Origin of the sequence: Clostridium sp. 10cd* (assembly GCF_044336395.1) — a bacterium.
Taxonomy (GTDB): domain Bacteria; phylum Bacillota_I; class Bacilli_A; order Erysipelotrichales; family Erysipelotrichaceae; genus Clostridium_AQ; species Clostridium_AQ innocuum.
Map to the genome: position 1 here is coordinate 168593 of NZ_CP172347.1, position 22025 is coordinate 190617.

Consider the following 22025-nt stretch of genomic DNA (forward strand, 5'->3'; position numbering starts at 1 on the left):
AAGCTGATTGGTATTAGTATATCTTTTTACATGAATTTTGATGAAAAGTAGAACCTATTAAGCCTGAGTAACCGGGCTATAATGAAGACACAAAGAAAGGCGGTGTTGCAGAATGGTCATAACTAGAAACCAGTATATGATATTAAAATTTCTATTATCGAATCAGAACAAGTGCAGTTATTTTCAGCTGCTGAATCAAACAGGCTGTAATAAAGAAGAACTGGATGCAGCACTACACGATTTACAATATAATATGCGCGGGATTCTTCGTATTGAAAAAAAGAAAGAAGTGGTGAAAGCTGAAATTAAGGATAAGGAAAAGCTTTTTGCACTTATGGATAAGAAAGACAATATACTGGACAGAAACATAAAAGAGGAGCGCTATAATCAGATTGTTAACAGACTGATACGATATAAGGATAAAGGGAAAGGGTATGTCAGTCTTGAACGACTTGCTGAGGATTTATTTATCAGCAGAAGTACCTTGATCAAAGATATGAGCGTTGTAAAACATAGTATCAGCGCATACCAGCTATCAATTAAAGGAATTACAAAAAAGGGAATTACAATCAATGGGAATGAAACTAATATCAGGCTGTTTATATTAAATCATTTCTTTCAGCTGTATAGGGACAGTCAGGTTCATCCTGTGTGTTTACATAATAGAATTCTGTATTTAATCGAAGAAATAGCCAATCATTTCATGATAGATCAGCACACAAAGGAAATATTCGAAAGAGTGATTCAGATAACGATAATACGATGCGGTTTCAATCAGCATATCCTGCAATCCACAGCATATTTTCACAGCTCCTATCAGGAGGATCCACTACTTGTTGAATTAAAAGCCGGTATTTCTGCATTGGTTGAAATCAATGATTATGATTTTGAATTTCTGTGCTTTCCTCTTTATCTTGGTTCGACAAAAAGACCGCGTAATGAAAAAAGTGAAGTGGATCAAATGCTGGAAAATATGCTGGATAGGATTTATACGGAATATCAATTTTATCTGGATAAGGTTTTCATAGATGAGGAAATTAAAAGTCATCTCTCCTATATGATCAATCGCATCCTGTTTCATATGCCGCCGTCTGTATCCATGGATGAGAAAATAGAAGCGAATTATCCATTTGCATATCAAATTTCAAAAAGTGCATGCGATGTGCTTGAACAAAAGCTTCAGGTACATATCAACGCACAGGAAATCGCATATCTGGCATTGTATTTCCAAATGGCGATACAGAAGAAGTACAATGCTTCTAAAAAATTCGGTGTTGTACGCTCCACTGGGAGATCCATTTCAAAATTAGTGGAGGACCGCATTCGACTCATGTTTTATGAAGGCTGTGAATTCATTGAAATAGAAGAGTCGCAAATCAGTGAACTCAATCCGGAAGAAATAAATGCAATCTTCACGCTTAACCCTATATACATAGACAGCAGAATACCGATTATACTTTTATCTAATATTTTTGATTCAGAATACATTGCACATATTGTTAATCAGGGAGAACAGAGAACCTTGCTTGCGAACAGTGATATTGTCTATCATAAAAATATTATCGAAGTGAATGATCGAATACATGCATATAATCAGAATATCGTTGATATACTTGCAAATCTTTACAAGCAGGAGCTTATCAACAAGGAATTCAAAGATGTCATACTTACATTGGATGAAAAAAAATTCAGCTATGTATCAGCTTATATGCCGCATGCAATTCTAAAGGGTCAGAATAAATATCTATTAAGTATGACGCTATATCTTTCCGCAAAGAAAAAGCAGCAGTATCAGCTGATTTGTTTAATTGGAATACCGGAGAATGTACGCGATGGAAAGGAATTTCTAATCGTTCAGATTTATGACTATATTTTTGATATTATCAATCAGTTTTCAGAAGCCTCACAACAAAGAAGCGATTTGAGAACAGTCATTGAGAAATTGGAGAAAGAAGGTAATCTATGAGTTCACGGGATGTAATGGTGATAGCAGGACTATTTGTGGCTGCGTATTTACTGCAGTTCTATCTGTCATATCTGCAAATGAAGCATATAACAAAGCAATATCTGGAATTAACGGATAAATATAAGGGAGAATATTTCATTGGAATGAATCGTAAGAAAAAAATTGGCTGTAATCCTGTTGTGATTCTAGTGACAGATCATAGAAACATGATACAGGAATTCTATATGCTGGACGGTTTGCTTGTAACAGCTAGGATGAGGCGCGTGAATCTGGAAGAGGAGGTGGATATCGCAGAACTTGAACATCATAAGAATTACCTTAAAGGAAAAGTAGGGGAAAAGGGGTTTCGTGCTCTGCAGAATGCTGCTGAGAATATTATGAATTATTGTTAAAGGAGATGAATTTATGGATGTAATTGTTGAATTTGCGGAAGGCTTTATAGGGTTATTTAAAGCCGGAGCGGAAACGCTGGTTGGAAATATCACTGGGATATTACCACTGCTTGCGGTTATTATCACAGTATTAAACGCATTGATGGCTCTGATTGGTGAGGAACGGGTTGCAAAGATTTCTAAATATGCAGGAAAGAGTGTGCTCATACGTTATTCTTTACTGCCTATTGTATTTACCTTTACAATGGGCTCACCCACCAACTTTGCTATGGGAAAACTATTGGATGAGAAATATAAACCGGCATATTGTGATTCTCTGACAGGTATGGGACATCCGTTTACAGGATTATTTCCACACACAAACCCGGCTGAATTGTTTGTATTTCTCGGTGTGGCACAGGGTATTACCAAGCTTGGCTTAGGGACTACGGAATTAGCTGTACGCTATTTGCTGGCTGGAATTCTGTTGGGCTTATGCAGGGGTATTATTACAGAAAAGGTATATAAAATGATGTTGAACAGAAAACGGAAAGCGTTGCATAACGGGGAATAGAAAGGCGGTTGAATGAGTGTATGAATAAATTTATAGATATGGTTTCAAATATAGCAACGAAGTTTGGTAACGGCTTTGGTAATGTAACTGCTGTATTATTTCAAGCAGGAAGAGATACTGTCGATATGATTCTGCATACAGTGCTTCCCTTCATGATTTTTGTATCAGCATTGGTAGGTATTATTTCTACTTCAGGGATAGGAGATATCATAGCGCATTTTCTGACACCGCTTGCCGGTACACTTCCGGGCTTGTTCGTATTATCGTTTATTTGCAGTATGCCGTTTTTATCACCTATCTTAGGACCGGGAGCTGTAATCGCACAGGTTGTAGGTGTACTTATCGGTACCGAAATCGGAAGTGGTAATATTTCACCACAGCTCTCTCTGCCTGCGCTGTTTGCCATCAACTCACAGGTCGCAGCGGACTTTCTTCCGGTTGCTTTGAGTCTTGCTGATGCTGATCCTGAGACGATTGAGATTGGTGTGCCGTCTATTTTAATGGCAAGGGTAGTAACCGGTCCACTGGGAGTGCTTATAGGATATTTACTTTCCATCGGTTTGTATTAGAAGGATTGTAGCGTATAAGAGAAATAAAGCTTTGTAAAATGAGCAGTTAATAATATGTATGCTTGCGTACAGCAAGAGAATGGAGGAAATGATGAACCAGATTATAATTACAAAGGGCAGTGGTGGTTATGGCGGCCCGTTAGTGATTAAGCCTACAGATAAAAAAAATAAAGTGATGTATATAACTGGAGGAAATGAACCGGCTATATTAAAGCGCATTGTTGAACTGACAGGCTTGATTCCTGTTAATGGATTTAAGACGAAGGTTCCGGATGAGGAGATAGCTGTGGCAATCGTAGACTGTGGAGGTGTTGTGCGCTGTGGTGTTTATCCGCAAAAAGGCATTCCAACTGTGAATACTAGAAATACAGGAAAAGCAGGGCCGTTTGCTAAATTCATCACTCCGGAAATATATGTATCTGGAGTTACAAAAGATCATCAGATACAGCTATTGGAGGAGTAAGTGCCTATGGATTTCAAAGTAAATACGAGGGTGAAGGAAGTTGGTTCCGATGCTATAGGCTTTGTAAAAGAAAATATGATACTTTTCTTTGGAGATATGGCACCGGAAGATCTCCGTCAATACTGCTTTATTTTAAATTCACATGAGCTTTATGAAGAAATACAGTCGGGAGATTTACTATTGATTGACGGATATGTATATACGATTGAAGAAGTAGGAAGTGTGGCTAATGAGAATTTCAAAAATCTTGGTCATATTACCTTGCATTTTCAGTATGATGAAAGCGAAATCCTTGGAGGTAGTATTTATTTGAAAGAGCCTTTGACACATGAATTGCATAAGGATTCCATAATCGCTGTAAAATCAGCCAGCATGCAGGATAAATCATAAAGTGAGGAGAAGGGGTATGAAAGTAGTGATAACCCCGAGAGGGTTTGCGAATTACGGTCTGGATCAGGTGGAGCGAATGAAGTCCAAGGGTCTGGAGGTACATTACAATGCCACGGGTAAGGCATATACACATGAGGAGTTTAAAGCACTGGCGAAGGATGCCGATGCCATTATCGTCGGTGTGGATAAAATGGACAGAGAAATGATGGAGGGCTGTCCGAATCTGAAGGCGGTCTGCAAGTTCGGTGTCGGAACGGATAATATCGATCTGGATTATGCAAAAGAGCGTAATATCCATGTCGGACGCTGTGTGGGAAGCAATTCCCGCTCCGTTGCCGAGCATGTACTGTCCATGATGTTTATGGAAGCAAAGAATCTGTATACGAGTGTAAGGGATGTGAAGCAGCATGGCTGGAATAAACCGACAGGCAGAGAGATCTATGGAAAGAAGCTGGGAATCATCGGCTTTGGAATGATCGGCAAGTATCTTGCCGAGTATGCTTACGGCTGTGGCATGGAGGTATATGCCTATGATGCCTTTGCAATCGCAGAGGAAACCGCAAGGCAGTACCATGCACAGATTTCCACACTGGAGGATATCCTTACAGACTGTGATTATATCTCTTTACACGTACCGCTTCTGGAGTCCACACGGAATATGATTTCCACAGAGGAATTCAAAAAAATGAAGAAGGATGCCTGCCTGCTGAATGCAGCACGCGGCGGTATCGTGGATGAGGAAGCTTTATATGAAGCATTGAAGAAGAAAGAGATACGAAGTGCATGCTTTGATGTGTACAGCAGCGAACCTCCAAGGGAAGATGATAAGCTGCTTACACTGGATAATTTCCTGTTAACGCCGCACACAGCCGCAAGAAGCATGGAAAGTGAACAGCGAACCTGTGCAATGTCTACGGACATCATACTGGAACAGCTGATAGGGAACTAGGTGAATATATGATAGAATGTGTAAAAGAATATCTGAGCAATATTGCATCGGAACTAGGGAAAAATATAGAAGATATGGATATGGAAAGCATTGAACGAGCAGCCCATATCATAATGGAAAGTGAAAAGCAGGGAGGACGGATCCATGTCACGGGAATCGGAAAGCCGGGGCATGTGGCAGGCTATATCGCATCCCTGCTGTCTTCCACAGGAACGAGTACCTATGAGCTGCATGGAACAGAGGCCGTTCACGGATCCAGCGGTCAGGTAAAAAAAGGAGATGTGGTGATTGCCATATCCAACAGCGGAGAAACAATGGAACTGGAGGCAACCGTACAGACACTTATAGCAAACGGAGCACACATCATCAGCTGTACGGGAAATCCGCAATCGACGCTGGCAAAGCAGTCGGAGGTATGTCTGGTAGCGCATGTGGATGAAGAAGGGGATGCGCTGAACAAGCCGCCGCGTGCCTCCATCCTGTCGGAGATCCTCATCCTGCAATGTCTGAGCGTAGTCTTGCAGGAAGCGAAGAAGCTGGATTTAAACCAGTATGTGAAATGGCATCCGGGCGGAAGTCTTGGTAAGAGTATATTATGCAGGAATGAGAAGGAGAGTAGTCATGTTTGACGGAATCATAACACCAATCGTAACCCCATTTCATCGTGATGAGGAACAGAGTATCAACTATGAAGCGACAAAGCAGCTGATCGATCATTTGATCGCAAAGGGCGTTAAGGGAATCTTCATCCTTGGAAGCAACGGAGAGTTTCATGTGATCGATGAAGCGGAAAAAATAGAATTTGCCGAAAAGGTGATCGGGATGGTTGACCACCGTGTGCCGGTCTATGTAGGGACAGGGGCATGCAGCACAAAGGAAACCATCCGTCTGTCAAAGAAAATGGAGGAGCTGGGTGCGGATGCACTGAGTGTCATCACACCGTATTTTCTGACACCGACAGAGGAAGAGCTGGTACAGCATTTCACAGCGGTTGCGGAAAGTGTAAGTATTCCCATCATTCTCTACAACATCCCAAAGGCAACAGGCTGTAACTTAAGCGCAGAGGTTGTGGGATGTCTGGCAGAGGTAGAAAACATTCGAGGTATCAAAGACAGCAGTGGTAAGGAAGAAAATCTGAAGGCATACGCAGAGCTTGCGAAGCGGGATGATTTCGATCTGCTGATCGGTTCGGATTCCAAAATCAGCTATGGCTATGCTTTGGGGGCAAGCGGTGCCGTGGCAGGAACCTCCAATGTGATAACGGAGGTGCTGGTGGAGCTGGACAGGGCACTGCGAAATGGAGAAACAGAAAAAGCAGAGGAAATGCAGAAGGACATTGATGTACTGCGCGGCGTATTGAAGCTGGGAACGGTACCAGTTGTCATGAAGCGTGCGGCAGAGCTGGCAGGGATTGCGGAAATCGGACCGGCAAGAAAGCCGGTACTGGAATGCAGTGTACAGGATGATGAAAAAATCAAAGAGATGCTGCAGCATTATCATTTATTATAAAAAAGACCTGTATCCTTTTGGGATATGCTTAAATAAGGTTTAAGAAAAGAGGAATTCAAACTATTGGTGTTCATCCATAGATATTGAATTCCTTTTGCTGTAGGCATATGAAATACAGAAGGAATGCTGATATTCATCATTTTTTTGTAAAGAAAGGGAGCTTTGTTTACTATCGCAGCTATGCATACACGATTTCAGCTATGATATTTAAAACAGCTTCTTTCATTCTTTAGGTTGTTTGCAAAAGGGAGACTTCAGCTTCTATTGATAAATACAATAGTGTTGAAGTCTCTCTGTTTTATATTTACTCACAATCGAGAAAGAACCTTAAGATATAGCAGCTTTCTTCTTTTTATAAGACCCCTGTTTATCTTCTATCAGTATGAGCGAAGAGTAACCTATTTCTTTGTTGACAGTTAAACACTTTCCTCTTACAATGAAGCAGATGAAGGGTTGTGAGATTATGAAGGCATTGGCGAGTGATTTTGATGGAACGCTGTATCTGCATGATGCAGCAGAAAGCTATCGTGAAGGGGATATAGCAGGAATCGGGCAGCTGCAGAAGCAGGGCTGTCTGTTCGGTCTTTGTACCGGGCGTCCTTTATGGGGTATTACAGCATTTCTTTCTAAGCGACTGCATCCTGATTTTTATATCGTAAGCAGCGGAGCAATGATACTGGACAGAAATCAAAGGATATTGTTTGAAAGCTGTCTTTTACCTGAAACTGCAAAGCGGCTCAGTATGCTTACGAAAGATGTGGAAAGCACCGCTATTCAGGCTGGCGGGAACATCTATGCATATAAGAAAGCAAGAGCATTTACAGATATTCCAGTCATTCACGATATAGAAGAAATAAAGGGGCAGCAAATACACGGATTATCCTTTCGCATGACAGACGAGGCAGCCGCAGAACAGTTATGCAGTTCTCTTGAAAAGCAATTTCCGGACACCTGTGCCGCATTCCAGAATCAGAATTTCGTTGATGTGGTACCTTACGGCTGTTCCAAGGGAAAGGCGCTCTTGAAGCTGAAAAAGCTTATGAATCTGGACAGCTGCTATGGCATTGGAGATTCCTACAATGATATTCCCATGCTGCAGGATGCAGATGTATCCTTTACTTTTCATGCTTCTCCTAAGAAGGTAAAAGAAGCAGCCGATCACCTGGTGGATTCTGTAGGTGAAGCGATTCAATCCTATATGCTAAGGAAGGAAAATTAAATCCGTTCCTGGTGGTAATCGTTTAATAACCGTAAAAAAGGTTCCTTTAAATTTTAAGGAACCTCCTTTCATATCTTACTCATGTTGCTTCTGTGAGCAGGCTTATGTATTCTTATTATTAGCTCTTTTCTTTCTCCATGCCTGCAAAGGAACATAAATCATCAGAAGAAGCAGTACCGATGGAATCAATATATTCCACGGCTTTGCGAATTTCTCAATATAGCCCTGAAAGAAAATATAGATCACAACAACAGGCAGTATGTAGGAAACATAAAATCTTGCCCACATAGGGAATTGAAAGCCTACACCGCTGTTTGCCTCATCCGTGAAGTTTTTCCAACCCCAACCATAGCGGAAGGTACAAAACAGCAGATACATGAGGGATCCAAGCGGCAGCATATTATTGGATACAATGAAATCCTCCAGATCCTGTATGGTACTTCCATCCCCAAGCGGCTCTATAAAGGAAAGAAGATTGAAGCCGAATGCACAGGGAAGTGATAAAAGCAGAATCAGGATAAAGTTTACACGAACAGCTTTTTTCCTGGACCAGCCGCTGTCCATTGCGAAGGCAACAATATTTTCAAATACCGCAATAATGGTCGTGACAGCTGCAAAAGACATGAACAGGAAGAACAGAAAGCCCCATAACCTTCCACCAGACATGGCATTAAATACATTCGGCAGTGTAACAAACACCAGACCGGGACCGCTGTCTGCTGCAACGTTGAAGGAGAAGCAGGAAGGAAATATAATCAGACCTGCTATAAAGGCCACACAGGTATCCAGAATGCAGACATTAAGACTCTCACCCAGCAAAGAGCGGTCTTTTCCGATATAGCTTCCAAAGATTGCCAGAGCACCGATTCCAAGACTCAGAGTGAAAAACGCCTGTCCCATGGCTGCGAATATGGCGTCCCATAAGCCGTTTGCCATCATTTTCTGAAAATCCGGAATCAGATAGAATTTTAAGCCTTCAACAGCGTTTGGCAGGGTAACTGCCCGAATCACAAGCACGAGCATGACGATAAACAGACAGGACATCATATATTTGGACATCTTTTCCACACCGTTTTGAAGACCTCTGCTGCAAATAAAGAAGCCGATAACCGTAATTGCAATCATCCAGAACAGATTTTGTCCCGGACTGGCAAGCATATTGGAGAAAGCTTCACCCACCTGCTCTGTTCGCAGACCCTCAAAGGTACCACTTGCCATTTTCAAACAGTAATTGATCATCCATCCACCGACTGTTGTATAAAACATCATCAGCAGATAGTTGCCTCCCATACAGACATACTTTATAAGATGCCACTTGGTTCCTTCCGGCTCCAGCAAATCGAAGGACTTCGCTGCGGAGCGCTGGGAGGCACGTCCCACGGAGAATTCCATCACCATAATCGGTAATCCCAGCAGTATCAGGAAAACCAGATAGAGCAGTACAAAGGCTGCTCCTCCATATTGGCCTGTAATATATGGAAACCGCCATACATTGCCAAGACCGACTGCACATCCAGCGGATATCAGAATAAATCCCAGTCTGGATGATAGCTTTTCTCTTGATTTCATATACTTTCTACACACCTTTCCTGTACATTTTATAAGCTGAGATTGGGAAAGTCAATGTAAAAATGAAAGGATTTTCATATACTTACACAAATCCATACATGAGAATTTCTGTTTTCATACTAGCCGCAGGGGCCTCATGCTTAAAGCTTTACACACCCTTCATGACAGCTTCACGAGGTATTCACATAAAAGGTGTAAGATACAGGTACAGACAAAGATATGTCTGTTTGCTTAAACGGCGACAGTTTTGTTTCCTCATCCTGATAAATAGCTTTTTCATAATAGCTGTTGCCCTTTCTCTTTCACGAAGATCTCTGCCTTTCCCACAGAGGTCTTTCCTTTTTATATAAGTAATTATCATTTTTTTACTATATTGCTTCGGTTTTTTAGCTATCTTGTTGGTAAGGTAACAATTTTTCATATCAAATTAACGAAAAATTGGTGTAATTATCAATTTTGTGTTATGATATAGGAGAGCTATCATGGGGAGTTGCTCAATATTCAATGGGAGGGTGGGCATGACTGTAACAGATAACGAAATTTATCGTATAATTGTTGATATCATGGATATACAGAATGAACCTGAGAATATATTTGAACTGGATAACTGGATCCGGCAAATTGGTCTTCAGGAAGTATATAAAAAAATCATACAGATTTATTCCATCAATCTTATGTAGAGATTTCCAATGCGGAATCTCTTTTTACTATTGCAATGCGTTTTATATTATGGTTTAATATAGATGCCTTTTTATCAAGAGTTGGGGTAGAGAGTTAGCTCGCTTGATCCCACGCCAACCTGTATGACGCATCATATAAGGTGGTACTGCTAACAGCGATAAGAGAAACAATCACATAACGATTTGCCTTCTCTCACGCTAGGGAAGGCATTTTTCTAATAAGAAGCAAAGGAGATTTGAGAAATGAAAAATTACATTTTTACATCAGAAAGTATTACTGAGGGACATCCGGATAAAATTTGTGACCGCATTGCGGACAGTATTCTGGATGAGGCTCTGCGTCAGGACCCTGCCAGCAAAATGGCTGTGGAGGCAACGATTAAGGATGATTTCGTACTTATTTACGGTGAGGCTAATACCAAGGCAAAGCTGGAGTATGAGGAAATCGCAAAAGAGGTTATTCGGGAAATCGGGTATACGGAGGAGTATGAGGTGCTTGTGAAGGTACGCGAGCAGTCTTCGGAAATCAACCACGCAGTTGTACAGGATGATGGCGAGATCGGTGCGGGAGATCAGGGAATTATGTTCGGATATGCATGCGATGATACAGACAATTACATGCCTGCCGCTATTGAATATGCACATAAGCTGGCAAAACGTCTGAGCGATGTCCGCCGTGGAAATGCATTGCTGCTGCCGGACGGCAAGACACAGGTAAGTGTTGAATATGAAAATGATAAAATCAAGAGGATTGATACGATTGTCGTTTCCACACAGCATGTGGCAGAGGCATCACAGCAGCAGATTGCCGATATCGTTATGAAGGATGTCATAACGCCTGTCATTCCGGATGAGCTGCTGGATGAGGATACCATTTATCTGATCAACCCAAGCGGAAGCTTTGTCATGGGAGGTTCCTTTGGTGACAGCGGTACAACAGGAAGAAAAATCGTTGTGGACAGCTATGGCGGTATGGGAAGAATCGGCGGTGGCTGCTTCTCCAGTAAAGATCCATCCAAGGTTGATCGCAGTGCAGCATATTACTGCCGTTATGTCGCAAAGAATATTGTGGCACATCAGCTGGCAAGTAAATGTGAGGTACAGGTTGCATATGCTATCGGTAAGGTGAAGCCGGTATCCATTATGGTAGATAGCTTTGGAACAGGAAACAAAAGTGATGAGGAGATTCTTGATATCATACGCAGCAATTTCAGCTTTGAGGTAAAGGATATCATTGAGGAACTCAAGCTTTGCCGTCCGATTTACAAGGCAACATCCTGCTATGGACATTTCGGCAGAGAAGAATTCAGCTGGGAGAAGATAAAGGATTTGAAGTATTAAAAGCTGACAGTTTCCTTAGAAGAGCTTCAAAGGAATAATTGTATATAAAAAAGGTATCGTAAGACATACGGTGGGTAGCATACCGTTTTGTCCTTGCGGATACCTTTTCTTAGTATATAGAACTTGCCACAACGCTTTTTGTATGTTGTCGGCGTTTTCCATAAGAAACACCTGAATGCTAAGCAAGCCATATGCTGGGTATACAAAGGGATGGGGATTGTATGAAGATGCTATTCTAATGGGCTGTTATTAGGTATATATTTCTAATTTTGTTATATTCAGTTTCATAAAAAGCTTGTAAGATGATGTTTAAAAAGCTATAGGAATACATATTGATTTCTTCTGATCTTTATCTGTTTAATCCTGGCAAGTGAGCAGTGATAGGAACGTAGGATCGTGACCTGTTAGGATATCTCAGTTTGTTTTCTAACAGTGATAACAGCCTGTTTACTCAAAGGTTCCTTTCTTCAAAAGCTTTTGATTTTTCATGAACCAGCGTCCGTTTGCCATTACATCATTAAGCTGCCAGTCATCATCAAACAACAAGAGATCAGCATTACTTCCGACAGAGATGCAGCCCTTTGCAGGATATAGTCCCAATACACGGGCCGGATTCGCTGTTGAGAAGGATATGCACTCGGTAATTGAAAAATCCTGATTCCGCATCATTTTCTGTACATTTTGCAGGAGGACAGAAACATCGGAGACACCGATTGCGGTAAGGTTTCCGTATTCATCATAGTCTGACCAGCTCCCCTGTCCGTCAGAGCTTACGGTGATTCTTCCATAATCCTTTGGGTTCGCCTGCTTGATCCAGGAAGCACATCCCTCATGCTCCTCACAGGTTATATCTATGGTACCACCCATATATAAAAGCTGCAGGGCTTTTTGAAACAGCTGTTCATTTCTTGTGACATGGGTCGGGTGAAACATGGTGCAGGGAAGTCCTGTGTTTTTCACGGCTTTCATGACATAGGCAAGGTCGTCAGCTTCATCACCCATATGCAGTGTCATACAACCCGGCTTTCCTGAGAGCATACCGGCTGTCCTGACTTCACTGGCCAGTCTGAGAAATTCCTCAAATGATATATGTGAGCTTCTATGATCACTTAATGCAAGCTTGACACCAAGGATTTCGTCTATAAACAGGATATCTTTTTTTACTGAGCCTGTAATTGTCGTACTCGGATAAGCATAGGAGCCTGTCATGGCGTAGGCGGAGATACCTTCACTTTTAAGAGCCTTGACCTTGGCAATCAAATCCTCAACACTGCGCGTCACACCGTCAGTCCCAAGTAAACCAACCACCGTGGTGATACCTGCCTGTATGAGAGCGGATAACTGGATTTCCGGCGTCCTTGTCGCAAATCCGCCTTCTCCCCCTCCTCCGCTTACATGAACATGACGGTCAATCAGTCCCGGTGTCAGTTGTTTTCCACTGCCGTCAGTGATTTCCATATAGGGAGCCGTTTCTATGTGAGGTGCTATATGGGCAATGTGTCCTTCTGAAATGAGAATATCCTGTATCCCCAGATCCTGTGGCGCAAATATATGTACATGTTTAATCAGTTGCATATCGTTTCCTCCTATAGGGTTCCCAGGCTTTTTAATATATACAGCCACATCGTCAATGTAAATGCACTTCCAAGCGTCGTCATCATGACAACACTGCTGGACAGCGTTCCCTCATGACCCATATTTCGCGCCATGATATAACAGCTTACCGTCGTGGCAGAACCAAGCATGACAAGAATTGCCACCAGCTTATCATTTACAAAACCTAAAGAAACTGCAATCGGTAGAAAAATCGCAACAAATAGAATCAGCTTCATGAAGCTACAGATCAGGGCAGGCTTTCGTTTGGCATAGAGATCGTGAAATTCAAAGGAACCTCCCATCGCCATCAGACCGAGCGGTGTCGCAAGGGCTCCCAGATTATGCAGTGACTTCTGCAGTATGACAGGCTGCGGGATTCGGAGCAGGGACCATAGCATTCCGGCACCAATTCCCAGAATAATCGGATTGCAAAGTATATCTCTACCTGTTTGTAAAATAAGCTCTTTTCGCAATATGCCACGCTTTGGCTTCATGAGCGACAGCACAATGACAGCGATAATATTATATAAAGGAACAGTCGCAACAATCATAAGCGGAGCCATTCCTGAATTTCCATAAATATTTTGAATAAAGGCGATGCCCAGAATTGCGGCACTGCTGCGATAGCTTGCCTGTACAAATTCTCCCTGAATACTTCGATCCTTTAATCGATAGGATACAGCAATCGAAAAGAGTATGGACAGCAGTGTTGCCAGAAAGCAGAAGATGACAAAGGATGTATCCCACGCTTTTCTAAGGTCTGTGGTGCTGATATCCTCAAACAGCAGGACTGGCAATGCTGCAACAAATACAAATTTATTCATTTTTGAAAGGAAGGCTGCATCAAACAGGTGTATTCTTTTAAAGAAGTAACCAAAAATCATTGTTATGAATACCGGAATCGTGGCATTCAGACAAAATATTAAATTTTCCATTATATATCCCTCAGCTTTCTATTATACATCGAAATTTAAAAAAAGGAACGCAAGATTTTATAAGGAGAAGCATTTGGTTTGTGATATACTGAAGGTAAGGATCATGATAAAGTGAACAAATGGAAATGAGGGCTGATTATGTATATGAATGAAGAGCTGATTCAGGAAAAGCTGGAGGAAATGAATGCAACAAAGATTCAGAAGCTGGACTCACAGATGTATCTGGTTAATTTTGATTTGAAGGAGGATATGCGGATATCCTATGTCTTCAATATTACACGGGAAGGGAAGTATTTTCTGCAGAGGATGCGCCCGTATTCCATGGTACATGGCAAGTTCTCCAATGAATATGAGGTGCTGTCCTTCATCAAGCATGATGTTGAGAAGTTCCAAAATGCAGCAAACAGTACCAATTTCATAAAGTTTCTGGAAATTTCCAACAAGGGACTGCAGCTGACGGAGGAAATCGAAAATGCCTTTTTAAATTATAATGTAGACGGAGAAATTCTGGATGAGCTGAATGAAAAAATGGAAGAGGTTTTTGACCAGATTTATCTGCTTTCCGATATTTCAAGAAGAGTGCTGCTGCATGAAGATGAGTAGGGATAAGCTGCATCTGCTGGAGCTATCCGGCTTTGAAAGAGAACAGCTCGCTCGCATACCGGACAGCTATATTGTCACATGTGCTGATAGAACGAGCGTGAGTGCTGCTATGGTAAAAGAAGCAGATGTCATTATTGGCAGAGTGCCGGTCGAGCTTTTAGGCTATGCACGGAAACTGCGGTTGCTGCAGCTGGATTGTGCTGGCAGTGAGCAGTATACAGCAGATGGTTTGCTTGCGAAGGATTGTCAGCTGTGCAATGCCTCCGGTAGCTTTGGACTGGCGATCAGTGAATATCTGATTTGTACAATTTTAATGCTGATGCGGAATATGAATCTGTATATACGCAATCAGGAGCAGGCGTACTGGCATATGGAAGGACCTGTACAGTCGATTTACGGATCTACGGTTTTGATAGCAGGAACCGGTGATCTGGGACAGGAATTTGCGAAAAGAGTGAAAGCAATGGGGGCACATACCATAGGAATTCGCCGGCGGATACAGGAGAGTGTTCCTTATTTTGATGAACTGCATACTATGGAAGAAATGTGCAATCTGCTTCCGCATGCTGATGTGGTGGTACTGGCACTTCCGAGTACAGAAAGGACTCGCGGATGCTTTGGCAGTAAGCAGCTTGCCTGTATGAAAAAAACTGCGATTCTTGCCAATGTAGGAAGAGGGGATGCTTTGAATACAAATGAATTCCTGCAGGCTATACAGCGTAAACAGCTATCTGGTGCTGTTCTTGATGTATGTGACTGCGAGCCTCTTGCAAAGGAGCATCCGCTCTGGAAGCAGCCGAATGTCATCATCACACCTCATATTTCCGGCACCTTCCAGCTGAAGGAATCCTTTTATCGCTTTACAGAAATTGCACTTTATAACCTGCAGGCATTATTGGAAAACAAGGCACTGAAGAATGTCGTTGACCGAAAGCAGGGATACCGTGTGCATACTGTCGATTATAAGGAAAAATAATTCAGCGCTTAAGTTTCGAAGAAGCATTTCTATATTTCGATACACTTGCTGCATGTAAAAAGGGAGAAACAGGTCTATATAAGTTTAGACACAGTTTCATCCCTTTTAGTCGTTAAGAAATGCGTGAGATACGGCTGATCTGTAGGCCTGGCTACAGATAATTAACTGCCAGAATAGCGATACCGAGCACTGTAAGCACAACTCCGGTAGCCCGATTCAGTGTTTTGGCGCTGGCCTTATTGGCAAATCTAGCTGCAATTCTTGCCCAAAGCAGGGTAGAGGCGATGCAGAGAATCAGAGCTGTCATATCCGGCATACCTCCAATGGTAAAGTGACTGACAGCACCGGTAAATGCGGTGAAGGTCATGATAAATACGCTGGTACCAACCGCTGTTTTCAATTCATTGCCAAGTACGCTGGTCAGAATCAGCAGCATCATCATACCGCCGCCTGCTCCGATGAATCCGCAGATAAAGCCGACCATCGCTCCGGACAGCATGGATTGCATAAGTCTTTTTTTCGGATCGGTATGCTCCATACTGCTTTTTGTTGTCATCACCGGACGTACGATGAATTTAATTCCAAGCAGCAGTGTCATAAAGGTGGAGAATCCGCCCATTGCTGTTCCCGGAACCAGACTCGATACATAGCTGCCAACAAGTGTGAAGATAAGTACGAATATCATCATAACAAGACCGTTGCGGATATCCAGATTTCCGTGTCTGCCATATGTATAAGCGGAAACAGCGCTGGCCAGCACATCACTTGCCAGGGCAATTCCCACAGCCATATAGGGTTCCATATGCAGGAACGTAATTAGCATCGGGGATATGACAGCTGCGGCACTCATCCCTGCAAAGCCTGTGCCAAGCCCTGCGCCAATGCCGGCAATGAAGCAGATTACAAAGGTATATAGCATAAACATAACTCCTTTTTTGTTTATAATGTATGAATATTATTATACTCCTGCAAATAAGGGGATGCAAATAATTTTACATCGATTCAAATCTATATGCTACCTTATGATTCGTGCGACTTTTTTGAAAAAGATAAAACCACCCTTTTTATAGAAGGATGGTTTTATCGTGCTTTTGGAAACAGTTTCCTTTATTTTGATGTATTATTTAGTATAGCTTTTATACGATTCTTTAATTCCTCTAAGGTATCACATTCCAAAAGCAGATTGGATACGATATGCAGTTGATCCTCGGTTAATGACTGTAGCCATGCTGTACAGTCTTCCTGAAATTTGGCTTCCATGAGCCTATGTAAGAGTTGTCTCTCTCCTTCAAGCTTACCTTCTGCTTTCCCTTTTATGATACCTTCCTTCATCCCCTCCTCAAAGCTGTCCTCCAAGCCGTAGCGATAACGTGCCTCTCCCATCTGAATCGCCATTGCCGTTGACCACAGCTCGTCATCCTTCTGCATTTCCTCGTACTTGTTCACGAATACCTTCACCAGCCTTTCCTTTGATTCCAGTATATCATTTTTCGCATTGTTTTCAAACAGGAAGCACAGCTGTTCAAAGTCATCCATCTGCTGAATGGCCTTTTTCTTAGCGATTTCATTGATAACGGGCAGATAGATGTAGGTTCTTCTAATCAATGGGTGTTTACTCTCATCTTCCCCCTGCTCATTGCGCATCCGATAGTGATTGATCAGATTTTTATTATTCCATGCGCATTTTTCAATGAAAATAATCTGATATACCGGCTTTAAATCCTTGTACTTTTCACTGCTGTCCAGCTGGTTGTTCAATGCTCTGGCCCCATAAAATTCAAAGCGCATCATTTCCGCTACTCCTGCATAGGTGGTCTGCATTTCCAGATTAAAAAAACGACCTTTCTCATCCTTCACATGGACATCCAAAATAATGCGTTTCTTTCCGATTGTTCCGGGATCCAGATTCGAATTCTGTACAGTGCTTTCCTTTACCTTGATTCCGGTAACACGTTCAATTATGGTGTTGCGGGCGTACACAGAGCCTTCATCCTCACGTGACAGTGTGTACTTGAAGAATACATCATTACAGTAATCCAATACAGTATTTGCTTTCGTATTTTCCATGACGAAAACCTCCTTCTGTAAGCTCATCATCACTTACATATTTCTATACGTTAAGAATGTATGGAATTCCTAAAAAATCCACATATTCTTGATTTTTTTTAATATATTCTCATAATAAGGGTTTTTTCATAGATACCAGGAGAGTCTGTTGTATCTCCGTTACAGCAGAGCCCTGTATACCGCCTGTATCGTTATGTGATGTAAGATTTCATAATCCGCACTTAATTCACTCAGAACTTCCAACAGTAAATTTTGCTGTTGCATCAATGAAGGAATGATATTTATATAGAAAAATACTTGGAATGCGCTTTCATGTGTGTTATACTATGGTTGTTGAGTGGTATAGACCACTGGAAAACGTGATGTTTAAAGGAGATAGGGCATATGGAAGATACAGTAAAGCTGAAATGGTATTTTCGACTGTTTTCAAAACTAGATAATGAAGCATGTAATGTGGACATGACAAATCGTGCAGTAGCATGGGGGATTGACTGGATAGCTGGCTCACTGATTACTGCATTTCCTACTGTCATATTTTATATGGCTTTAACTAAAACACAGGAGGTCAACCAAAATCTGCTTGCATTTGATCAGCCTTATGGCTGGGTGGCAGGTATACTCAGCCTGCTGTTCTGCATCGCATATTATGTGATTTATCCTTATCGTCATAACGGTCAGACATGTGGAAAGAAATTCATGGACATGAAAATCGTTAAGCGGGATGGAAGTGATATTGATTTGAAATCATTATGTAAACGGCAAATTTTAGGTTGTATAATTCTGGAAGGCTGTCTGATTCCCGGGGGCAGCTACGTTTGTCAGCTGTTATCATTGGCAGCGGGATATGATCTGACGCTGGTTCTTGGTGTAGCAAGTGGTGTCATCTGCTTGTTGTCTATCTATATCGCAATGAAAAAGAAATCCAGAAGAATGATTCATGACTACCTGGCAGATACAAAGGTAGTCGCGATTGAGAAATAATGAAAGTTATTTATAAGCAGACTTCCATGAGGTCTGTTTTTTTATTTGTCAAGGCAAGGAATAAATTCATATATGAAGCATCTTTGGCAAAGCGTATGAAGTTCATGGTGAAGTTATTTAAATAACAACGAAATTTGACCAGCTAGCCAGTATGAATGAAGAGATATAAAAAGCTGCATAATCCGTATAATATGCCGGCATTCCGGATTCTTTTAAAAAGAGAGATTAAGTTACCATACTGTTCCCGGAATTATGCACTTACTATATTAAAAGTGTAAATTGACACGCTAAGGTTAACTGGCTCCCATGAAAAATATGGAAGAAGCGATGCATGGCTATCATCAGCTTTCTTTGATATACTTTGTGCATGAGAGAATTGTATTTTCTGAGAAGTGTAGAGCTGTCATAGATTGGAATAGTGTTTAAAATCGGGCAAGAAGTGTGTAAAACATTATGTATTTGAATAATTCTAATTTCTGTATGGCAATTCTTTTGGAAATTTAATTTTTTTAGCATCTCAGAGAATAAAATAAAGGTGCATAAGACCTAGGACCTTATGAGGAGGAAACACAGTATATGTATAGTGGAACAAAGAAATTAATTCTGGACTATCTGATGGATGAAACTGCATATCTAAAAAGAAAAAACAGGCATCATTATTCTTCCGCATATATTGCAGATAAGTTCGTGATCAGCCGGAGTCTGTCGAGTCATTACTTAAACGATTTGTACAAAGAAGGGGAATTGATTAAGGTAAATGAAAGACCGGTACTGTATTTGCATAAGGATATATTACGTAGCCGCATTCGCGGAAAATCACTGCGAAGTGAATATGATACCGTTGAAGATCTGGAAGAGCTGCTGCATATGGGTGTTTCAAAATTTACAAATGTGATAGGGAGTGATTACAGCTTAAGAAGTAGTATCGAAAATATTAAAAAGGCACTGCACTATCCACCACACGGACTTCCAATTGTACTTTGCGGAAAGCCGGGTTCTGGAAAACGGTTTCTGAGCAGACAGATATATGCATACTGTCAGGCAGAACAGCTGATCAGTGAAAATGCAGAATATACCTACATATCCTGTGATACCATCGAGGAGCCTGAGCTCTTTACATTGCTGTTTGGAAAGAATGATGAAAAGAGCAATGAAACAGGGATATTAAAGAATTCGAAGTATGAGTATATTGTATTTAACAGCTTTCGAAATGCAGGAAAAAACATTCAGAATGCACTGGCAGACTATATAGATGAGGGTGCGGCACTGAATGAGCCGAAGGCAAAGCTGATCTTTCTTTGTAATCAGCAGCTTGAAATGACGTTTACACCGCAGTTGCTGGGACGCCTTTTGACGATTGTAACGATACCATCACTGAAAGAGCGGACAATCTATGAAAAGGAATCACTGATTCTGCATTTCATACGGGAAGAATCAAAGAAGGTTCAAAAGGGCTTGAAGGTTACAGATTACTTCATGGAGCTGATGATTGCACAGGATTTTGAAGACAGCATAGAACAACTGCAAAGTGCGATTGTGCGATCCTTCTTCCATGCTTATGAGAAAAAGGAAGAGCATATCTGTCTGGATGTATCCTGTATTCCAAGTGAATTGAAATACAGGGTGAGCGTTTATGATAAGGAGCATGCCTATCTTCTGGAGGAATATCAGCTGATATACCATGGAATCACAAAGGAGCTGTTTTATGATATCCTGCGGTATGCCGAGGAATATTATTATGATACGGCATCAAAATCCGGGAAGAGGCTGTATGCGGCGGTCGAAAAGTTTAATGATCATATTATTTTCCGCCTGCCAAAGTTCCAGAAGAGCTTGGAGCAGTATAAAGCAATCATCCAAAGTGTCACCGATATCTGTCACTCACGCTCAAATATTTCCTTCAGCAACAATATGCAGAATCTGATGGTATTTTCTTTATATTGCCAGTCGATTGAATATCAGATATTCTATGAATTTATGGAGCGGTATGAGGAAAGAATCAAAACACTGCTCACAATGCTGTATGATGTTGAATCAAAGGAATATCAGGTTTACAGCGAAGTGGAATTTTTGCTGCATAAGACATTTTCCATAGAAACCAATGCCTTCCTGAAGCTGCTTATGATTCTGAATTTAAAGTACGATCAAACAGCATTTGACAATGATTATGCAGTAGGCTTAATCATCTGTCATGGTTATTCAACTGCTTCCAGTATTGCGAATGCCGCAAATGCATTGCTGGCAGAGCAGGTCTATGTGGCATTTGATATGCCTCTGGATGTACAGGTGGATGAAATCGTAAAGAAAATTGATACCTATTTGAATGAAAAACAGTTTTTGGATAATGCGTTGATTCTGGTGGATATGGGATCTCTGGAGCTGATAGGCAATAAAATCAGAAATCGTTATGATATCAATATCGGTATCATAAACAATACGACGACCTCTATGGCTCTGCATATCGGATATGGTATCCTTCAGAAAAGAAATATTCAGGAAATCCTGCAGGAAGCTAGTAAACAAACGGTTTGTACGTATAACTTTATTCAAAAAAAGGCGAAGAAAAAAGCAATTATCTTTACAAGCGAAAGCGGAATGTCTACTGCTGAGAAGATAAAAGCTCTGTTCCAGGACAGTATTCCCAAAACGATACCGATCCAGCTGATATCATATGATTATTATCAGATTCTGAATGAACAGACGCAGGAGGAAATAACGGGCTCCTATGATGTTCTGTTTGTCGCAGGAACAATGGATCCAAAGCTTGCGGGATCTGATTTCATCGATTTGGGAGATATTATCAATCTGCGTGCAATACGCCGTATCAATGATATATTCAGAAATTATATGGGAGATGATGAAATACAGCAGTTTAACGATGATCTACTAAAGAATTTTTCATTGATCAATGTCATTGAATCTTTAACCATTCTAAATCCAAGGGCCTTGCTGGATATCGTTGAAAAATCAATACATCTGCTTGAGCGTGAGCAGTCTTCGAAAATCGATCCGAAAATTCTGATAGGTCTGTACGTGCATATCTGCTGCTTTGTAGAGCGCATGGTAAAACGCATACCGGTGAAAACGTATCCCGATTTGCAGAAATTCGAGGTTGAACAAAAGGATTTCATACATCATATGAGAATAGCATTTCAGGAGCTTTCACAGCATTATGGAATAGAGATTCCCTGCAGTGAGATAGCATATATCTATGATTATATGCACATTCTGAATGGAAATGATAAAGAGGTTTATAGTGATGAATAG

21 protein-coding genes are annotated in these 22025 nt (G+C 41.3%); 16 read left to right on the plus strand and 5 right to left on the minus strand.

Annotated elements, in window-relative coordinates; translation table 11 throughout:
- Positions 1 to 112 precede the first annotated feature (112 nt).
- The 10 genes from ACG3M1_RS00810 (at position 113) to ACG3M1_RS00855 (ending at position 8010) form a co-directional block, all read left to right on the plus strand.
- The gene (locus ACG3M1_RS00810; protein WP_009270152.1) at positions 113 to 1966 is read left to right on the plus strand and encodes a BglG family transcription antiterminator; all 1854 of its coding nucleotides are present in this window, start codon (positions 113 to 115) and stop codon (positions 1964 to 1966) included.
- A complete protein-coding gene (locus ACG3M1_RS00815; RefSeq protein WP_009270153.1) occupies positions 1963 to 2358 on the plus strand; it encodes a transcriptional regulator GutM in 396 nt (131 codons plus the stop codon). Before ACG3M1_RS00810 ends, ACG3M1_RS00815 begins: the two co-directional genes overlap by 4 nt.
- A gap of 13 nt (positions 2359 to 2371) precedes the next feature.
- A complete protein-coding gene (srlA, locus tag ACG3M1_RS00820) occupies positions 2372 to 2911 on the plus strand; it encodes a PTS glucitol/sorbitol transporter subunit IIC (RefSeq protein WP_009270154.1) in 540 nt (179 codons plus the stop codon).
- A gap of 20 nt (positions 2912 to 2931) precedes the next feature.
- On the plus strand, positions 2932 to 3480 hold the full coding sequence (locus ACG3M1_RS00825; protein ID WP_009270155.1) for a PTS glucitol/sorbitol transporter subunit IIB: 549 nt from the start codon (positions 2932 to 2934) through the stop codon (positions 3478 to 3480).
- 79 nt (positions 3481 to 3559) lie between these two features.
- On the plus strand, positions 3560 to 3943 hold the full coding sequence (locus ACG3M1_RS00830) for a PTS sorbose transporter subunit IIB (RefSeq protein WP_082420149.1): 384 nt from the start codon (positions 3560 to 3562) through the stop codon (positions 3941 to 3943).
- 6 nt (positions 3944 to 3949) lie between these two features.
- Positions 3950 to 4333 carry a PTS glucitol/sorbitol transporter subunit IIA gene (locus ACG3M1_RS00835; RefSeq protein ID WP_009270157.1) on the plus strand — a complete coding sequence of 128 codons (384 nt, stop codon included), beginning with the start codon at positions 3950 to 3952 and terminating at the stop codon, positions 4331 to 4333.
- Positions 4334 to 4349: 16 nt separating this feature from the next.
- Positions 4350 to 5282: a phosphoglycerate dehydrogenase gene (locus ACG3M1_RS00840; protein ID WP_142419552.1), complete on the plus strand. Its 933-nt coding sequence runs from the start codon at positions 4350 to 4352 to the stop codon at positions 5280 to 5282.
- An 8-nt stretch (positions 5283 to 5290) separates the two neighbouring features.
- Complete coding sequence (locus ACG3M1_RS00845; RefSeq protein ID WP_142419551.1) at positions 5291 to 5911, plus strand: SIS domain-containing protein; 621 nt, start codon at positions 5291 to 5293, stop codon at positions 5909 to 5911.
- Positions 5904 to 6791, plus strand: a complete 888-nt coding sequence (gene dapA / locus ACG3M1_RS00850; RefSeq protein WP_009270161.1) for a 4-hydroxy-tetrahydrodipicolinate synthase — start codon at positions 5904 to 5906, stop codon at positions 6789 to 6791. The genes ACG3M1_RS00845 and dapA overlap by 8 nt, the downstream gene beginning before the upstream one ends.
- Positions 6792 to 7254: 463 nt before the next feature.
- Positions 7255 to 8010: an HAD-IIB family hydrolase gene (locus ACG3M1_RS00855; RefSeq protein WP_224721031.1), complete on the plus strand. Its 756-nt coding sequence runs from the start codon at positions 7255 to 7257 to the stop codon at positions 8008 to 8010.
- A gap of 102 nt (positions 8011 to 8112) precedes the next feature.
- Here ACG3M1_RS00855 and ACG3M1_RS00860 read toward each other — a convergent pair whose 3' ends face one another.
- Complete coding sequence (locus ACG3M1_RS00860; RefSeq protein ID WP_008818160.1) at positions 8113 to 9579, minus strand: sodium-dependent transporter; 1467 nt, start codon at positions 9577 to 9579, stop codon at positions 8113 to 8115.
- 518 nt (positions 9580 to 10097) lie between these two features.
- On the opposite strand from ACG3M1_RS00860, the gene ACG3M1_RS00865 reads away from it, so the two are divergent.
- Positions 10098 to 10259, plus strand: coding sequence for a hypothetical protein (locus ACG3M1_RS00865; protein ID WP_009588313.1), 162 nt, complete (start codon positions 10098 to 10100; stop codon positions 10257 to 10259).
- Between the two features lie 243 nt (positions 10260 to 10502).
- Entirely contained in the window at positions 10503 to 11600 is a 1098-nt protein-coding gene (gene metK / locus ACG3M1_RS00870; RefSeq protein ID WP_008818161.1) for a methionine adenosyltransferase, read from the plus strand.
- 447 nt (positions 11601 to 12047) lie between these two features.
- Here metK and iadA read toward each other — a convergent pair whose 3' ends face one another.
- Both iadA and ACG3M1_RS00880 read right to left on the minus strand, forming a co-directional pair.
- A complete protein-coding gene (gene iadA / locus ACG3M1_RS00875; RefSeq protein WP_008818162.1) occupies positions 12048 to 13175 on the minus strand; it encodes a beta-aspartyl-peptidase in 1128 nt (375 codons plus the stop codon).
- An 11-nt stretch (positions 13176 to 13186) separates the two neighbouring features.
- The gene (locus ACG3M1_RS00880) at positions 13187 to 14131 is read right to left on the minus strand and encodes an AEC family transporter (RefSeq protein WP_008818163.1); all 945 of its coding nucleotides are present in this window, start codon (positions 14129 to 14131) and stop codon (positions 13187 to 13189) included.
- 138 nt (positions 14132 to 14269) lie between these two features.
- Between ACG3M1_RS00880 and ACG3M1_RS00885 the strand changes: the two genes are divergently transcribed.
- Together ACG3M1_RS00885 and ACG3M1_RS00890 are read left to right on the plus strand one after the other, a co-directional pair.
- The gene (locus ACG3M1_RS00885; protein ID WP_002606863.1) at positions 14270 to 14734 is read left to right on the plus strand and encodes a hypothetical protein; all 465 of its coding nucleotides are present in this window, start codon (positions 14270 to 14272) and stop codon (positions 14732 to 14734) included.
- Positions 14721 to 15710 carry a D-2-hydroxyacid dehydrogenase gene (locus ACG3M1_RS00890; RefSeq protein ID WP_008818164.1) on the plus strand — a complete coding sequence of 330 codons (990 nt, stop codon included), beginning with the start codon at positions 14721 to 14723 and terminating at the stop codon, positions 15708 to 15710. Before ACG3M1_RS00885 ends, ACG3M1_RS00890 begins: the two co-directional genes overlap by 14 nt.
- Before the next feature lie 151 nt (positions 15711 to 15861).
- Here the strand turns inward: ACG3M1_RS00890 and ACG3M1_RS00895 are convergent, their stop codons facing one another.
- Together ACG3M1_RS00895 and ACG3M1_RS00900 are read right to left on the minus strand one after the other, a co-directional pair.
- Positions 15862 to 16629 carry a sulfite exporter TauE/SafE family protein gene (locus tag ACG3M1_RS00895; RefSeq protein WP_022300377.1) on the minus strand — a complete coding sequence of 256 codons (768 nt, stop codon included), beginning with the start codon at positions 16627 to 16629 and terminating at the stop codon, positions 15862 to 15864.
- A 188-nt stretch (positions 16630 to 16817) separates the two neighbouring features.
- Positions 16818 to 17777 (minus strand): Rpn family recombination-promoting nuclease/putative transposase, encoded by a 960-nt coding sequence (locus tag ACG3M1_RS00900; protein WP_008818166.1) that lies wholly within the window; start codon positions 17775 to 17777, stop codon positions 16818 to 16820.
- Positions 17778 to 18161: 384 nt separating this feature from the next.
- Between ACG3M1_RS00900 and ACG3M1_RS00905 the strand changes: the two genes are divergently transcribed.
- Entirely contained in the window at positions 18162 to 18758 is a 597-nt protein-coding gene (locus tag ACG3M1_RS00905; protein WP_002606867.1) for an RDD family protein, read from the plus strand.
- A 576-nt stretch (positions 18759 to 19334) separates the two neighbouring features.
- Complete coding sequence (locus tag ACG3M1_RS00910) at positions 19335 to 22025, plus strand: PRD domain-containing protein (protein WP_008818167.1); 2691 nt, start codon at positions 19335 to 19337, stop codon at positions 22023 to 22025.

Coding starts and splice junctions, on each gene's coding strand:
- ACG3M1_RS00830 (WP_082420149.1), top strand. CDS start 3,560: ATGGAGGAAATGATGAACCAGATTATAATTACAAAGGGCAGTGGTGGT.
- ACG3M1_RS00845 (WP_142419551.1), top strand. CDS start 5,291: ATGATAGAATGTGTAAAAGAATATCTGAGCAATATTGCATCGGAACTA.
- iadA (WP_008818162.1), bottom strand. CDS start 13,175: ATGCAACTGATTAAACATGTACATATATTTGCGCCACAGGATCTGGGG.
- ACG3M1_RS00885 (WP_002606863.1), top strand. CDS start 14,270: ATGTATATGAATGAAGAGCTGATTCAGGAAAAGCTGGAGGAAATGAAT.
- ACG3M1_RS00905 (WP_002606867.1), top strand. CDS start 18,162: ATGGAAGATACAGTAAAGCTGAAATGGTATTTTCGACTGTTTTCAAAA.
- srlA (WP_009270154.1), top strand. CDS start 2,372: ATGGATGTAATTGTTGAATTTGCGGAAGGCTTTATAGGGTTATTTAAA.
- ACG3M1_RS00840 (WP_142419552.1), top strand. CDS start 4,350: ATGAAAGTAGTGATAACCCCGAGAGGGTTTGCGAATTACGGTCTGGAT.
- ACG3M1_RS00880 (WP_008818163.1), bottom strand. CDS start 14,131: ATGGAAAATTTAATATTTTGTCTGAATGCCACGATTCCGGTATTCATA.
- ACG3M1_RS00835 (WP_009270157.1), top strand. CDS start 3,950: ATGGATTTCAAAGTAAATACGAGGGTGAAGGAAGTTGGTTCCGATGCT.
- ACG3M1_RS00890 (WP_008818164.1), top strand. CDS start 14,721: ATGAAGATGAGTAGGGATAAGCTGCATCTGCTGGAGCTATCCGGCTTT.
- ACG3M1_RS00900 (WP_008818166.1), bottom strand. CDS start 17,777: ATGGAAAATACGAAAGCAAATACTGTATTGGATTACTGTAATGATGTA.
- ACG3M1_RS00895 (WP_022300377.1), bottom strand. CDS start 16,629: ATGCTATATACCTTTGTAATCTGCTTCATTGCCGGCATTGGCGCAGGG.
- ACG3M1_RS00855 (WP_224721031.1), top strand. CDS start 7,255: ATGAAGGCATTGGCGAGTGATTTTGATGGAACGCTGTATCTGCATGAT.
- ACG3M1_RS00910 (WP_008818167.1), top strand. CDS start 19,335: ATGTATAGTGGAACAAAGAAATTAATTCTGGACTATCTGATGGATGAA.
- ACG3M1_RS00815 (WP_009270153.1), top strand. CDS start 1,963: ATGAGTTCACGGGATGTAATGGTGATAGCAGGACTATTTGTGGCTGCG.
- dapA (WP_009270161.1), top strand. CDS start 5,904: ATGTTTGACGGAATCATAACACCAATCGTAACCCCATTTCATCGTGAT.
- metK (WP_008818161.1), top strand. CDS start 10,503: ATGAAAAATTACATTTTTACATCAGAAAGTATTACTGAGGGACATCCG.
- ACG3M1_RS00865 (WP_009588313.1), top strand. CDS start 10,098: ATGACTGTAACAGATAACGAAATTTATCGTATAATTGTTGATATCATG.
- ACG3M1_RS00810 (WP_009270152.1), top strand. CDS start 113: ATGGTCATAACTAGAAACCAGTATATGATATTAAAATTTCTATTATCG.
- ACG3M1_RS00825 (WP_009270155.1), top strand. CDS start 2,932: ATGAATAAATTTATAGATATGGTTTCAAATATAGCAACGAAGTTTGGT.
- ACG3M1_RS00860 (WP_008818160.1), bottom strand. CDS start 9,579: ATGAAATCAAGAGAAAAGCTATCATCCAGACTGGGATTTATTCTGATA.